The organism is Aquidulcibacter sp., from assembly GCF_020253525.1.
Classification (GTDB): domain Bacteria; phylum Pseudomonadota; class Alphaproteobacteria; order Caulobacterales; family Aquidulcibacteraceae; genus Aquidulcibacter.
On record NZ_JADCBK010000017.1, the window covers coordinates 24,468 to 39,136 of the forward strand.

Genomic DNA, 14,669 nt, shown 5'->3' on the forward strand with positions numbered 1-14,669 from the left:
AAACACAGCCCATGACCACTTTCGGCGACCGCCTAACCGAACAAACCCGCTTGTATGCTACGCCTTTGTGCGTTGGCTTTGATCCTTTCCCCGATCTTATCCCAGGTATTTTTGGGCCTCCGGGAGAGCTTGAAACCCTCGAACGCTTCTTCAGCGCCGTGATTGAAGAAGTCTCCGGCAAGGTTCCAGTTGTGAAGCCCCAAATTGGTTTGTTTGAGCCTTGGGGGGCAGAGGGGGTCGCCTTAACAGGGAGGCTGAGCCGCTATGCCCAAGATCAAGGACTTTTGGTTATTCTGGATGCAAAGCGCGGTGACATTGGCTCAACCGCCGACGGCTATGCGCGGGCTTTTTTAGGCGTCAATGCACCCACGCCGTGTGACTGCTTAACCGTAAATCCGTACCTCGGTCTCGACTCCCTACAGCCCTTCGCCGCAGCCGCGAAAGCCCACGACAAAGGTATTGCCGTGCTGGTGCGGACGTCCAATCCCGGCGCAAAGGATTTCCAGGATCTCGATTGTTCCGGCGCGCCGCTTTGGGTTCGGGTCGGCGAACAGCTGGTTGGCCTGCAGAATGACTTGATGGGTCAGTCGGGCTTTTCCTCCTTAATGGTTGTATGCGGCGCAACTTGGCCATCAGAAGCCGTTAGACTACGGCAAATCCTGCCAAAAGCCTTATTCTTGGTTCCGGGATACGGCGCCCAAGGCGGGGCAGCAAAGGATGCGTTGGCAGGGCTAGTCACCGGACCGCGCGGCCATGAAGGTGGCGCTGTATCGTCGTCACGCGCTATCCTATACAGTAAAAAAGCCGCCGAAGCCCAAACTCTTGCTGACTGGCGGTTGGCATTTCACGAAACATTAGTGGCCTCCATCCACGAACTTCGGGCTGCGTCCACATCTGTCGTAGAGGCCAATTAGACGAAGCGGATCAAGCACGATTTTAGGATGGATTGACCTCAATGCGCGACTTATTTGAGACGCCGACACCACGGGTTTTCACCATCCCCCCAGCCGTGTCCTTTTTGGATGTGCTCGCTCGCACTTTGGTGAAAGCCTTGGTTCGCGACGACACACCTTTTGCGCTTTCAGACGCAATTGTGGTTTTGCCAACGCGTCGTGCGGCACGCGGCCTTGCGCAGGCTTTTCTGACGTGTAGCCCACAAACGGCAACCCTCCTGCCCCGCATTCGCACCTTGGGGGACCTCGATCCGGCTGATGCCGGTCTTGGTGAGTTTGGCGACGATTTGGACCAAGACCCAGCTATTGATCCGCTGGCGCGGCGATTGATCCTTGCCCGACTGATCCAAGCACGCGGGGCGCAATCTGACTGGTCCGCAGACCCCGTCTCGGCACTCCTCGCCGCAGACGCTTTGGCCGACTTATTGGACTCAGCGGCCTTGATGGCCAGTGGCAGTGAAAACTTTGACTGGTCCAAATTGTCGACATTGGTCAGCGAACACGAGCTGGCCAAGCATTGGGAGCAATCCACAACCTTCCTATCAATCGTAACCGAAGCTTGGCCCGCCTATCTGGCCAGCGTCAACAAAGTCGATCCGGGCGTTCAACAAAGACGCAACATTGAAGCCATGGTAGACAAATGGCGGACCTCTCCGCCGGAGCAAACCATTGTATTGGCCGGCTCGACTGGATCTATGCCCGTCACCCGCAAACTGATGCACCTCATCGCGCGCTTGCCGAAAGGCATGGTGATCCTGCCAGGGCTGGATACCCTAATCTCAAATGAGGCTTGGGTGGCTGCGCGGCATGATGATCAACATCCACAACGGGCTATGTCGGAGGCGATTGAGGCCATCGGTATTGAACGCAATGATGTCCAAACTTTGCCGGGCGCGTCAGAACCCTTTAGCTTGGCCCAGCGCAGGCTTGTCATCAATGAAGCTTTGACGCCACAGGCCTCTACCGCCGACTGGCCCTCTCGGATTGAAGAGATTGGAAAAGAAAACATTGTTGTGGGCCTTGAGGGCCTAACGCTCATCGAAGCCGATAGTGAAGAAGAAGAGGCCAGCCTGATTGCGCATGAACTGCGCGAGACCCTAGAAAGCCCGGATCAAACGGTCGCCTTGGTCACACCAAGCGCAGAAATCGCCCGTCGTGTGGCCGCCAAGATGCAGCGCTGGGATATTCAAGTCGACATCTCGTCGGGTCGGCCAATCAGCGATACCAGCATCGGCAGCTTCTTGCGCCATGTTATGGCCTGGAGCCAAGATCCAAGCGACCCCGTGGGCCTTTGCGCGCTGCTTGGCCATCCCTTAACCTCGGTTGGCTATGCCCGAGACTATGTGGCGGCCTGCGCGGCTTCTATCGAAATCGCCATCTTAAGAGGGCCACGGAAGGCGCGGAACCTTCCTGCCCTCATCGCCTCCCTCAAGGCTCAAAATCCAAAATACTGGCGCATGATGAAAGTCAGTGGTCAACCCGTTCAGCAAGAGGATGGCATCACTCTTCTGAAAAGACTGGATGCCTTGATCGAAGCAGCAGGGCCTCTGAGCGGCGCTTTGCCTGCTTGTGCGCAGGCGATCGCCTCCTTAGCAGAGGCTCTTGCTGCAACTGAAACCCAGACAGGTGCCGAGATTATCTGGCGCGGCGAGGCGGGAGAGGCGGCGGCGCGCTTCTTTGCGGCCTTGATGGAGCATGGCGACCTTTTTCCACCGATTGAGCCAAAAACGATTGGCCGGACGTTGGACCATCTGATGTCCGACCTCGTGGTTCGCCCGCGTGGTGCCCATCCACGCATCGCCATTCTAGGTCCGCTCGAAGCACGCCTTCTTCAGTTCAACAAAGTCGTTCTGGCAGGCTTGGATGAGGGCGTTTGGCCGCAAGCGGCAGCACCTGACCCATTTCTCTCTCGGCCGATGCGCCAACATTTGGGGTTACCATCGCCCGATACGCGCATTGGCCTCTCCGCACATGACTTCGCTCAATTTGCAACCGCACCACATGTCGTTTTGACCCGGTCAGCCCGTCGAAAGGATGCCCCGGCAGTCCCGTCCCGATGGCTCTGGCGTCTCAAGACCCTTGCTGCCGGGGCCTTGGGTGAAAACGATGCCGGCGAAGTGCTGACCAAAGGATCGCGGTGGAAATCCCTCCTTCGCGCCCACGCTCCAAACCGAATTTTCGACCCCATCAACGCCATTCCTGGCCCAAAACCACCAGTCGAAGCGCGCCCACGCAGCTTTCACGCCACCCAAATCGAAACCTGGATTCGAGACCCTTACCGCACCTATGTCGAAAAAATACTCAATCTGCGTGCCCTCGATCCCTTAGGTGGACCGATTAGCGCCGGCGTGCGCGGCACAGCAATCCATAAAGGCTTTGAAGCCATCGCCTCGTGGCACAAAGCTCTACCAGCCGATCCATATAGCGCCCTACGAGACGCCTTCCGCTCGGCGCTGTTGCAGGCCGGGTATGATGAGACCAATCTTGCAATTGAGCTTGCGCGATTAGAGCCCACGATTGCCTTTGCGGTGGAGGTAGAAATTCCCCGCTTGTTGGCCGGTTGGCGGCCGATGGTGGAGAAATCGGGCACCTATGTCATGCAGACGCCCGAGGGAGAATTGACGCTGACGGCACGCGCAGACCGGGTTGATGTCGGCCCAGAGGGCACCGAAATCCTCGACTTCAAGAGCGGGACACCGCCAAAGGCCAAAACTGTCTACGCGATGTTTGACCCGCAGCTGCCCGTGATCGCCCTTATCGCGGCAAATTATGGCTTCGAAGATCCGGCCATTTCCTTGCCAACAGACCTGCGCCACATCCATGTCGGCGGACGAACGCCAAAGATCGAGCCGGCAGTCCTCCCGAGCAGCAGTGTCCAAGAATTGGTGGACCGCACTCAATGGACGCTTTTGAAACTCTCCGCCCAATACCATCAAGCGGACCGAACCTATCTACCCAAGCCGCGGGTAAGTTTAATCAAGAATGCGACCTATGACGATCCGGTCGACCGCCTATCGCGGCGGGCAGAATGGGCGAATGCAGAGGACAGCGAATGAGCCGCCCTATCGTTGATCTGACCATAAAAAACCAAGCAATTGCGGCAACACCGGATCGGTCGATCTGGGCGAGCGCCAATGCAGGTGCGGGCAAAACAAAAGTTTTGATTGATCGCATTGCCCGCTTGCTTCTGCGTGGGTCTGACCCGGCGAAAATCTTAGCCGTGACCTATACCAAGGCCGCCGCGGCTGAAATGCAAACCAGACTCTATGCACTTTTAGGGTCTTGGACGATTTCACCCGACGACAAGCTGACCGAGGCTCTACAAAAGCTTGACCCAGACCTAGGCGATATTGAGCCGAGCTTTTTGGCCAAGGCTCGCGCCTTATTCGCGAAGGCACTGGAGACACCGGGCGGTCTAAAAATTCAAACCATTCATGGCTTTTGCCAAACCATCCTGCAACGCTTCCCGCTAGAGGCTGGAGTTCCGCCGGGCTTCACGGTTTTGGAAGATCAGGCCGCAAAGGCTCTACAGGCCAAAGTATTTGACGAGGCCTTTGCCCAGGACCCTGAAGCCTTCTTGGCTGTGGCGCGCCTCACAAGCCAAGATGACCATCAAAAGCTGATTTTAGAAGCCATGACGGCGGCGGCACCAAACCTGCCTCTAAACCCAGACCTATCCGCCATTGCGACAAAGCTTGCAGCAAAATTGGGGATTGACCCAAACCGAACTAAAGAATCCTATCAGCATGAGGCTTTAGATAGTTTGGACCGAGGTGCCTTGATTGTCGCGGCAAGTCGGCTTGAAACGGGTGGGACAAAAGACAAGGAACTGGCAGGCAGATTAATCCGCTTGGCACAAGACAGCGACCCTGAGGCGGCATGGGAGGCTTGGCGCAACATCCTCTTAAAGGCCGATGGCGAACCAAGAACGAAACTCCTTACCAAAAAATTCGAAACCGACTTTGTTGTGGCAAGCCTATTTGACAGCAGCGCACCGCTCGTTTCCAGTTTTTTGCCCGCCCAAGAACGCGCATGGGCAGTTCAGACTTATCATCGGTCCCTGGCGCTGACCAAAGCCGTCTTTGCGTTTAGGGCGGCATGGATCAAGGCCAAAGAAGCCATTGGTGCTTTGGACTTCGACGACCTTTTGGTGCGCACATCCGCGCTACTTCGGGCTGGTGAAGGCGCGGCGGCTTGGGTGCTCTATAAGCTCGACGCTGGCCTCGCCCATATTCTGATCGATGAAGCCCAGGACACAAACCCCCAACAATGGGACTTGCTAGAACCCCTCTTCACGGTGCTGGAGCAAGAAGCAGCCTCGCAACCCCGTACCCGCTTTATCGTGGGTGACGAAAAACAGTCCATTTATTCATTCCAAGGCGCAAAGCCCGAACGCTTCTTGGAGGAAAAGGCCCGCTTTGAAGCCGGTGAGGCCAAGGTGGCGGACCGACGTAGCAGCCTTACCTTCGAACTGTCCTTTCGCTCAAGCCAGACGATTCTCAATGCCGTAGATGCGGTTTGGGCCTGCACAAAACTTGGTGGGCCACCGGAAGCTTTGGTCTCTGACGAGGCAGATGTCGCGTTTGAGCGCAAATATGCGTTTCCCACAAGGCATATCGCCTTTCGTACCGATCATACCGGCGCTGTTGAATTATGGCCCAAGACAGAACCGGGCGATAAGACAGTCGAAAGCGAAGCTTGGGACCACCCTTTCAATATCGAGCGCGAAGACAGCAGCCGAAATCGCTTGGCCGAGCGCATCGCGCTGGAACTAAAGGCGCGCCTAGAGCGTGGCTTTGCCATTCCAGCAAAAGAGGGTTTGCGGCCCATGACCCCGGGCGACATCATGATCTTGGTGAAAAAGCGTGGCCCGTTCTTTCATCAACTCATCAAGCGGCTTAAATATCACAAGGTCCCCGTTGCCGGTGCGGACCGGATTAAACTGGTCGAAGATCCTGCAATTCAAGATTTGATTGCGCTGGGCCGCTTTGCGCTTCTACCACAAGATGACTTCAACACGGCGTGTGTCCTCAAAGGGGCATTTTGCGGTCTGGTTGACGATGAGACACATTTATTCCCGCTGGCTTGGAACCGGGGCAGTCAATCCCTTTGGCAAAGGCTTCAACAATCAGCTGACCCATCACATGCCTCCGTCGCGGCATTCTTGCGGTCCGTGCTGAGCCGAGCGGGACAAATGCCACCTTATGAGTTTTTTGCGTCTGTCCTGGAGCGGCCGTGCTTAGCCGACAAAACCGGCTGGACGCTGATGATTGAGCGCTTGGGCCATGAGGCACGTGAACCCGTAGAGGCGTTTTTGGGGCGCGCCCTTAGTCACGGCAGAACGGAAACACCAAGTCTGCATGGATTTCTGGCGACGATTGAAACTGATGCAGCAGATGTAAAGCGCGAAATGGAACAAGGCGCTGAAGGTGTGCGGGTTATGACCATTCACGGGGCCAAGGGCTTAGAAGCTCCCGTTGTGATCCTACCAGAGACAACTGCGCCACGGGCGGCGACAAAAACGCCTTTTCATTATGACGCCGACGGTCAAGCCTTCTTGTGGTCGCCCAATTCAAAGGAAGATGCGGCCGCTTTCCGCGCCTTACGGGAAGCTCAAACCGATGCGGAAAAGCGGGAGGACGCCCGCCTCTTATATGTAGCCATGACGCGCGCCCGAGACTTATTGATCCTGTGTGGCTTCCACTATGGACAAAGGAAGAAGGATACTGCGGACAGCGCTGCAGAAGACCCAGACTCCAAAAGCCAAGACACTTGGTATAACTTGTTTGAGCGGGCACTCGCCCTCATGGGCCCGGGCAAGACCCTGACAGGCCATATCGGCGAGAGTGACGATTTCAGTTTCACCCTGTGGGGCGATTATGCTGGGCGGTTAGCGCCAGATGCTTTGGTCAAATCGACACCCCCAGCCCTGCCTGCTTGGATCAATCTGCCACCACCGGCGGAAACGCAACGGGCCCGTCGCATCGCACCTTCAGCCTTAGCGCCCGATGGTTCAGAGCCTGCAACCCTCTCGCCACTGCAACCCAATGCAAAGCTGCGGTTCCAACGTGGTCGCTTGATCCATGAATTGTTGCAGCGATTACCTGACTTGCCCGAAGATCAATGGGAGATGCGCGCGCGCCGCCGCCTCACGCGGGAACAAGACCTTGAAGAAGATACACGGGAGCAAATGGTGGAAGAGACGCTTGCCGTGTTGAGACACCCGACTTTTGCCCCCCTATTTGGTCCGGGGAGTCGCGCTGAAGCCTCCATCGTTGGCCGAGGACCAGGCTTGCCAGAAGATATGGTGGTCAATGGCAGTGTAGACCGCTTGGTTGTAACCCAGTCAGAAGTCATGGTTCTGGATTTCAAGACCAACCGCCCTCCACCGCAAACCCTTGAAGGTGTCGCACAGGTCTATCTCAACCAAATGGCGGCCTATCGCGCGCTTCTGTTAGGCAATTGGCCAGACAAGAAAGTCCGGTGTGCCCTTTTGTGGACGGATGGGCCACGCTTGATGGAATTACCTGATCAAATTTTGGATGATGCCTTGCGCGTCATTGCGGGGCTACCTAGTTAGAGAGACTAGCCATTTGGAGTTCATGCTATGCCAACCCTAGCCATCACCGACGACAGCTTTGAAACAGACGTTCTAAAAGCTTCGGGTCCAGTCCTTGTGGACTTTTGGGCGGAATGGTGTGGTCCCTGCAAGCAGATCGGCCCAGCTCTGGAAGAAATCTCCGACGAAATGGCTGGTTCGCTGGTCGTTGCAAAGCTCAACATTGATGACAATCCAAGCACAGGCTCGCGCTACGGCGTGCGCGGCATTCCAACCATGATGCTATTTAAGGATGGCCAAGTGGTTTCGACCAAAGTGGGGGCCATGGCCAAAAGCCGTATTTCCGCTTGGATCGGCGAGAGCCTTTAAGCCCTATTCCCGCGGCAAGCAGACAATCTGAACCACTTTGAGATCGCGCCGTACCTGATTGGCGGCGCGGCTGATTTCATTGGGCCGAAGCGGTGCGATCGCCTCACCCTCGGGCCTCACACGCGCTTCATTGAGCGCCTGAATGATACTATCAGAACTGGTGGTGATCACACGGCCGCGACGCAAGCTCTCGGCGATCGTGATACCAATGACATTGCCGTTTGAATCAAAGGCCGGACCGCCCGAAAGCCCACCCAAGGTGCCACGCAGCCCCTTAGTTCTCGCAACCTCTGCCCAAGCCAACGTGTTTTCGCGCCCACGCCACGCCCCCTCGGTGATCATGAGTTCTCGTCCGATTAGGCGGCTGACCACTTCGCCCGGCTGGCCCTGCGGGAAACCAATATGGTAACCCGTTGCCCCGATTTGCAGATCGTCTTCATTTAAGTCCATCGCCAAAGGCTCTGGCCCGCCTTGGGTCTTTAGAATCGCTACATCGGCTCGCCTAGACACATAGGCGAGGGAGGCGGCCACCAACTCCTGATCCTGCCCATTGACCACACCCAGACGTTCGCACCCCAAAGCAACATGGCGGGCCGTCAACCAAATGCCATTATCGCCAATGGCAAACCCAGTTCCGCTCGACCACGGGCCAGCGCGTTGTGCCTCCACCATGGACTGGTCATCATAGGGGCTAGGCGCAGGCAAAAGTGGTCCCGTCGACTCTTCGGTTGCCGCGCCGGGCTCTGGTAGAACGAATGTCTCTGAAGGCTCGGACGGCCGCACAGAACTGCCTCGATCATTCACGCGGCCCAGCAACCAAGCCGCTGCCACGATCAGGACCAGAAGGACCAAGATACCGTCGCCAAACCGTCTCAGCATCTCATATCAGCCATTCAAGGCAGAAGCCGTCAGCAAAGCGGCACCGATCTTCACGCCAACCAGCACAGCCGCTGACGCCATCTCACCATTTTCGATGCGCTTTGCGAGGCCCCGGACAACCAAATCGACCAAGCGAAACATCACCAATTGCAAGACAAGCGCCGTTAAGCCCCAGACAATGACATCCAACAAGGCATGAGATGTCGCCAAAGTCGCCGCAATCGGTATGGCAATCCCAATCGCTGCACCTCCTAAAGACAGTCCAGCCGCACTATTGCCGGCACGGACAAGCTCTATCTCGCGATGGGGCGTAATGGCCATGTATAGCCAAACACCAAAGGCCCAAATCAGGATCGCAACGCCGCCTTGAAACAGAAAAGCAGGCAGCCCGGTAACAAAGGCTTGCAACGAAGGGTCCATACTTAACTTTCCTCTCTGGTACAGTGGAACCTAACTTCCAGTGCCGACGTTTTGGCTTTAATGCATCAAGCTTCAAATGGAAGTCTGAATTGGAGCCAATATGACCACTGCCGCCAAAGTTGCCCTCATTACCGGCTCCACAAGCGGGATTGGCTTGGCCATTGCCGAAGCCTTCGCCGCAGCAGGCTATGGCATCATGATTAATGGCTTAGGCGATGCCGACCAGATTGAAGCAACTCGGACAAGAATAGCAGCCGATCACAAGGTAGACGTGCTGTATCATCCGGCCAATATGTTGGTACCGGCTGAGATCGAAGACATGGTCACCAAAACCCGCACGCACTTTGGCCGTCTCGACGTCTTGGTCAATAATGCGGGCATTCAATTCGTCGCGCCGATTGAGGAATTCCCAGCTGAAAAATGGGACCAAATCATCGGCATCAATCTTAGTTCCGCATTCCACACCATCCGCCACGCCATTCCCGGCATGGCAGCGCAAAAATGGGGTCGGATCATCAATATAGCCTCTGCTCACGGCCTCGTTGCAAGCCCGTTTAAGTCAGCCTATGTGGCGGCAAAGCATGGTATTGTGGGTCTGACCAAGACGGTCGCACTTGAGCACGCCAAGGAGGGCGTCACCTGTAACGCGATTTGTCCCGGATATGTCTTGACCGGCCTTGTGAAGGCGCAAATTCCGGATCAAGCAAGATCACGCGGGATTACGGAGGAAGAAGTCATCCAAAATGTGTTGCTGGCAGCCCAACCAACCAAACAATTTGTGACCGTCGAGCAAGTCGCTTCTTTCGCCCTGTATCTGGCAAGCGACTCGGCAGCGCAAATCAATGGTGCGATCCTAACCATGGATGGAGGCTGGACGGCGCAATAGGGCCTAACACTATTCCGCCTTTGGTTTCTGGCAGCGCCCAATCAGGCCTTCGAGCTGGGCAGGCTGGGGTGCGGCAATCGTGATCACCACGCCATTCGCTGCAAACTCTAAGGGCTGACCGGCACCAAGCCGGGCAAGGAATGGATCGCCGTCGATGTTTTCTGCCCGCCCGTCCACTTCATAACCATTGGCGCTTGGTTTCCAAGTCATCGAACGTGCGACTGTTTTTCCGCCACTCTTGAGTTGAACGGAACTGGTCGTACCTTGTGTAGGGCCCGGTAGGCCCGAAACGGCGATTGTGTAGCCACCACCGGCACGGCATGCGACAGAAGCGAGAGCTCCTTTCTGGCCAAGTGGGGATGCGATGCGTGTGGCACTTGGCTCCCGCCAAGCCAATGTTTCAGCTTTAATACTTGGTACAGGTGAGGAGGCCGTTTCCCATCGTACGAGGCCTGTTCTGACGTCATAGAAGGCGACCCTTTGAACAGGCGAGGGTCCAGATGCGTCATCCGCGGCCTCGCGGCCGAGTGCTGGCGGACAAAAACCAGCTAATGCGACGCCACGCGCCCGGACCTCTGGTCGAAGTGCGCTTGCCTGAAGCCGTTCGGCCAAGGTGATCTTTGTGGCGCGACGTAAATCCAGCACAATTACGCGGGTCGAGCAGGGCTTAGGTGCTGTATCGCCCGCGACCAGAACGGCTACCTCCGGCAGAAGGCCGGAATTAGGCCAAACCGCTTGGATCGACAGCTTTTGTGGCCACCCCGCCGTGGGCACTTGCTTTTGGCTTTCCAACGCTGCCGTTTCAGGCAGTAAAGCGTCTCCCTGACCTTTGGCTTGTAAGGGTCGGGGATAAATCAAAACCCCATCGAGATAGGCCGCTGAGCCGCCATCCTCGGTCTTGACCTCAATGAGACCACGCGCCGTCAAAAGTTGGGTCTCCGGCAGACTAGGCAAACTGGCTCCCGCCTTCACCAAATCGGCAAAGCGCTTTCCGGCAGACTGCACTGCCCCGTCGCGGCGCATTTCGGTTAGGATGAGCGTCCCCATTTGAGGCCCGGTTTGAAAGCGAAGAACAAGAGTCTCAGGCATGCCATTAGACCCCACTTTGACCGTGGGTCCGGGCTTGAAAACATACCCTATTTCAGCACCAGACTGGATAGTCTGAAAGGATCTAGAGGCGGTAAAGCCTGCTTGCGAGGCACGCACCTCAATGTCGTTGAGATATTGCTCCACCGATAGATTTGTGGGCATCGGCCCTTGAACCGCATCCAATTCCGCTAGGATGGACTGCGGCAAGACTGAAAGAAGCCCTTGATCCGTTTGCGACTTGGTAGGTGCGGCAACCGTCGCGCCAATTCCTACCGGCGCAGCTGACCTCAAAAATGGCAGAATAATCCCACCGGAAGCCACCCCTAGTCCGAAGGAAAACAAGGCAACCAAAGCCAGCATGCCAACGCCAAAACGCGGCCCATAAATCGGCTTAGAAGCAATTGTCACCGGATCACGTTCAATTGGAGGCACCATAGGTCGATGTAGGGCCTATTTGCCCGCTTCGCCAAGGGAGATGGCGCACCCAACTTGGCCGCACTGCAGGGAAAGAAGGCGTTTGCCCTTCAAACCAAAGTCAACGCACGCTAAACACCTTCTATGACCACTGCATCGCCCGCCGAACCGCCCATGACCCCCGCCCTGGTTGCCGAACACGGCCTCTCGGAGGCAGAATATGCCATTATCTTGGACCGTTTGGGCCGTGAACCCAATCTGACGGAATTGGGCATCTTTTCGGTGATGTGGTCAGAACACTGCAGCTACAAAAGCTCGCGCCGTCATTTGGCTAAATTCCCGACGAAAGGGCCACGTGTCATTCAAGGTCCCGGTGAAAATGCTGGCGTGATTGATATTGATGACGGCCAAGCTGCTGTCTTCAAAATGGAAAGCCACAATCACCCAAGCTTTATCGAGCCCTATCAAGGTGCGGCAACCGGGGTGGGCGGCATTATGCGCGATGTCTTCACCATGGGGGCACGCCCCATCGCCTTGGCTAATGCGCTGCGCTTTGGCAGCCCAGACCATCCACTAACACGTCGCTTGGTATCGGGCGTCGTCGCCGGGATCGGCGGCTATGGCAATTGCGTCGGTGTACCAACTGTTTGCGGGGAGACGAATTTCCACCCCGGCTATAATGGCAATATTCTCGTCAATGCCATGTGCGTTGGCCTCGCCGATGCCGACAAGATCTTTTATGCTCGCGGGGCAAAGATAGGCAGCCCCATCGTCTATTTTGGCTCTAAAACAGGCCGTGACGGCATCCATGGTGCCACCATGGCCAGCGCCGAATTTGACGAGGCGAGCGAAGAAAAGCGCCCCACCGTTCAGGTTGGCGACCCATTTGTCGAAAAACTGTTGATTGAGGCTTGTCTTGAACTGATGGCCACCGACAGCATTGAAGCCATCCAAGACATGGGCGCTGCGGGCCTGACATCCTCGTCGGTGGAAATGGCGGGCAAGGAGTATCTTGGTATTGAGCTGGATATGAATGCCGTCCCCGTGCGCGAAACCGGCATGACTCCCTATGAAATGATGCTGTCAGAAAGCCAGGAACGCATGCTGGCCATTTTGAAGCCGGGTCGGGAGGCTGAGGCCGAGGCCATCATGAAGAAATGGGATATCGATTTTGCTGTCATCGGCAAAACGACCGACACCGGTCGGATGGTGCTGCATTGGAATGGGGCTATTGTCTGCGACATCCCCGTCGCCCCCCTAAGTGAAGACGCCCCAAATTATGACCGGCCCTGGGTTCAGCCCACGCTGCACCCCGCTGTAACCAGCGCAGACGTCACCGCCATTAAAGACTGGCGTGACGCAACGTTGAAACTCTTGTCGTGCCCCGATGGGGCTTCCAAGCGCTGGCTGTGGGAACAATATGACCGTCACGTGATGGCCGATAGCTTGGAAGAAAGCGCCACGCCATCTGATGCCGCCGTCGTGCGCATCCACAATACCAAAAAGGCGCTAGCAATCAGCTGTGACTGTACCCCGCGTTATGTCTTGGCAGACCCATTTGAGGGCGGCAAACAAGTCGTCGCTGAAGCATGGCGGAACCTGACTGCGACCGGGGCCAGCCCCATTGCAATCACCGACAATCTCAACTTCGGCAATCCGCAACGCCCCGAGATAATGGGCCAATTTGTGCGCGCCACAGACGGTATGGCCGAAGCCTGCCGGGTCCTCGACTTCCCCGTCGTATCGGGCAATGTCAGCTTGTATAATGAGACCTCGGGCCAAGCGATCCCACCAACCCCTGCTATTGGCGGCGTTGGATTGCTGACCGACTATACCAAACGCGTTGGTTTTGGTGACGTGCACATGGGTGATATGGTCATTTTAGTCGGCGAGACGACCGATAATCTGGGCGCGACCTTAGCTCTACGCGAAGTGTGGGGTCGGGAGGATGGCGCGCCACCCAAGGTCGATTTAGCTCAAGAGCGCGTGACCGGGGATGTGGTGCGAACCTTGATCCAGGCAGGCCATATCCGCGCTTGTCATGATTTGTCTGATGGCGGGCTCTTGGTCGCGGCTGCAGAAATTGCAATGGCGTCGGGCACCGGCCTCGCCCTTACCCTGCCAGAGGGCTTGAGCACCGAAGCAGCCTTATTAAGCGAAGATCAAGCGCGCTATTTGCTGATCGTCGACCCAACGCACGCCGACAGCGTCTTTGCCGCCCTTGAGGATAAGTCCATTCCTTGCGCGGCCTTAGGTTCTGCCGGTGGCTGCGAATTGGCCGTCCAACATGTGATGGCAATTGATATCACCGATCTGAAACAGGCCCACGAAGCCTGGATGCCTGCCTTTATGGCCTAGGTGCCAAACCCTTTACCCCGGAGACAGACATGCCCATGGCCGCTTCTGACATTAAGTCGATGATTTTGGATGCTTTTCCCGACGCAGACATCGAGATCATCGACCTAGCGGGCGACGGCGATCACTATAAGGCGATCGTGAAGAGCAATGGCTTTATCGGGATGAACCGCGTGAAGCAGCATCAAGCCGTCTATGCTGCGCTGAAAGGCAAGATGGGGGGCGAGCTACATGCGCTCGCCCTTGAAACTGGCCTGAAGTCCTAAGCCTTGTCGGCTATTTCTTGATGATCAACAGACTATAGTCGCCGCCTGCAGCCTCTTCCACCGTGGTGACGCGAATGATCTGTGGTCCGCTTGTGGTGACTGTGTAGACCAATTTGGCATTGGTACCGCCGCCACCGTCGTCATCTGATGTGTAATCATCATCGACTCGATCAATCTGGCGCGCGCCAACCAGGACATCGAAGCTCTCCGAATTGGCGGTGATCTCGTAAGTCTCGCCAACTTGGCCGTTAAAGACATACCGGTCAAAATACTGGCTGTCATTCCGCAAGGGGTCGGTGGGTCCAAGATTGCCCCGAATAGTCTCGCCAAATTTTGCCCGGGCAGGGAAGGGCGGCACGATTGAGGCCGGCATCTCACTCACACCAATCGTATAGGCCCCGTCTTGGGCGGCTTCATTGGCCGTCGCCCGAATAATATAGGTGCCATCGCTGGGTGCCGTAAACTTAATCCGTGCATTC

General features: G+C 56.5%; 10 protein-coding genes and 1 pseudogene. 7 read left to right on the forward strand and 4 right to left on the reverse strand.

The genetic code is table 11. The features are described 5' to 3' along the window. Positions 1-11: 11 nt before the first annotated feature. From pyrF to trxA, 4 genes are read left to right on the forward strand one after another with little or no spacing between them, the layout of a single operon-like run. Positions 12-914, forward strand: coding sequence for an orotidine-5'-phosphate decarboxylase (pyrF, locus tag IOB61_RS02285; protein WP_290811558.1), 903 nt, complete (start codon positions 12-14; stop codon positions 912-914). Positions 915-955: 41 nt separating this feature from the next. Next, positions 956-4,009 (forward strand): double-strand break repair protein AddB, encoded by a 3,054-nt coding sequence (gene addB / locus IOB61_RS02290; protein ID WP_290811561.1) that lies wholly within the window; start codon positions 956-958, stop codon positions 4,007-4,009. After that, positions 4,006-7,533, forward strand: coding sequence for a double-strand break repair helicase AddA (addA, locus tag IOB61_RS02295; protein ID WP_290811564.1), 3,528 nt, complete (start codon positions 4,006-4,008; stop codon positions 7,531-7,533). Before addB ends, addA begins: the two co-directional genes overlap by 4 nt. 27 nt (positions 7,534-7,560) lie before the next feature. Next, on the forward strand, positions 7,561-7,881 hold the full coding sequence (gene trxA / locus IOB61_RS02300) for a thioredoxin TrxA (RefSeq protein ID WP_085340935.1): 321 nt from the start codon (positions 7,561-7,563) through the stop codon (positions 7,879-7,881). 3 nt (positions 7,882-7,884) lie between these two features. Here the strand turns inward: trxA and IOB61_RS02305 are convergent, their stop codons facing one another. Beyond that, positions 7,885-8,760, reverse strand: a complete 876-nt coding sequence (locus IOB61_RS02305) for a serine protease (RefSeq protein WP_290811568.1) — start codon at positions 8,758-8,760, stop codon at positions 7,885-7,887. A 6-nt stretch (positions 8,761-8,766) separates the two neighbouring features. Next, positions 8,767-9,180: a DUF350 domain-containing protein gene (locus IOB61_RS02310; protein WP_290811571.1), complete on the reverse strand. Its 414-nt coding sequence runs from the start codon at positions 9,178-9,180 to the stop codon at positions 8,767-8,769. A 100-nt stretch (positions 9,181-9,280) separates the two neighbouring features. Here IOB61_RS02310 and IOB61_RS02315 point away from each other — a divergent pair, with 100 nt between their 5' ends. Further along, positions 9,281-10,066, forward strand: coding sequence for a 3-hydroxybutyrate dehydrogenase (locus tag IOB61_RS02315; protein ID WP_290811574.1), 786 nt, complete (start codon positions 9,281-9,283; stop codon positions 10,064-10,066). Between the two features lie 9 nt (positions 10,067-10,075). Here IOB61_RS02315 and IOB61_RS02320 read toward each other — a convergent pair whose 3' ends face one another. Then, the gene (locus IOB61_RS02320) at positions 10,076-11,563 is read right to left on the reverse strand and encodes a hypothetical protein (protein WP_290811577.1); all 1,488 of its coding nucleotides are present in this window, start codon (positions 11,561-11,563) and stop codon (positions 10,076-10,078) included. A gap of 150 nt (positions 11,564-11,713) precedes the next feature. Between IOB61_RS02320 and purL the strand changes: the two genes are divergently transcribed. Then, on the forward strand, positions 11,714-13,927 hold the full coding sequence (purL, locus tag IOB61_RS02325; RefSeq protein WP_290811580.1) for a phosphoribosylformylglycinamidine synthase subunit PurL: 2,214 nt from the start codon (positions 11,714-11,716) through the stop codon (positions 13,925-13,927). A 29-nt stretch (positions 13,928-13,956) separates the two neighbouring features. Next, positions 13,957-14,190, forward strand: coding sequence for a BolA family transcriptional regulator (locus IOB61_RS02330; RefSeq protein WP_290811582.1), 234 nt, complete (start codon positions 13,957-13,959; stop codon positions 14,188-14,190). A gap of 10 nt (positions 14,191-14,200) precedes the next feature. On the opposite strand, the pseudogene IOB61_RS02335 reads toward IOB61_RS02330, so the two are convergent. Beyond that, positions 14,201-14,669, reverse strand: a pseudogene (locus tag IOB61_RS02335) (hypothetical protein); the annotation flags it as partial.

Bases quoted from the DNA above. Each gene is read 5' to 3' on its own strand.
- pyrF (WP_290811558.1), top strand. From the start codon at position 12: ATGACCACTTTCGGCGACCGCCTAACCGAACAAACCCGCTTGTATGCT.
- addB (WP_290811561.1), top strand. From the start codon at position 956: ATGCGCGACTTATTTGAGACGCCGACACCACGGGTTTTCACCATCCCC.
- addA (WP_290811564.1), top strand. From the start codon at position 4,006: ATGAGCCGCCCTATCGTTGATCTGACCATAAAAAACCAAGCAATTGCG.
- trxA (WP_085340935.1), top strand. From the start codon at position 7,561: ATGCCAACCCTAGCCATCACCGACGACAGCTTTGAAACAGACGTTCTA.
- IOB61_RS02305 (WP_290811568.1), bottom strand. From the start codon at position 8,760: ATGCTGAGACGGTTTGGCGACGGTATCTTGGTCCTTCTGGTCCTGATC.
- IOB61_RS02310 (WP_290811571.1), bottom strand. From the start codon at position 9,180: ATGGACCCTTCGTTGCAAGCCTTTGTTACCGGGCTGCCTGCTTTTCTG.
- IOB61_RS02315 (WP_290811574.1), top strand. From the start codon at position 9,281: ATGACCACTGCCGCCAAAGTTGCCCTCATTACCGGCTCCACAAGCGGG.
- purL (WP_290811580.1), top strand. From the start codon at position 11,714: ATGACCACTGCATCGCCCGCCGAACCGCCCATGACCCCCGCCCTGGTT.
- IOB61_RS02330 (WP_290811582.1), top strand. From the start codon at position 13,957: ATGCCCATGGCCGCTTCTGACATTAAGTCGATGATTTTGGATGCTTTT.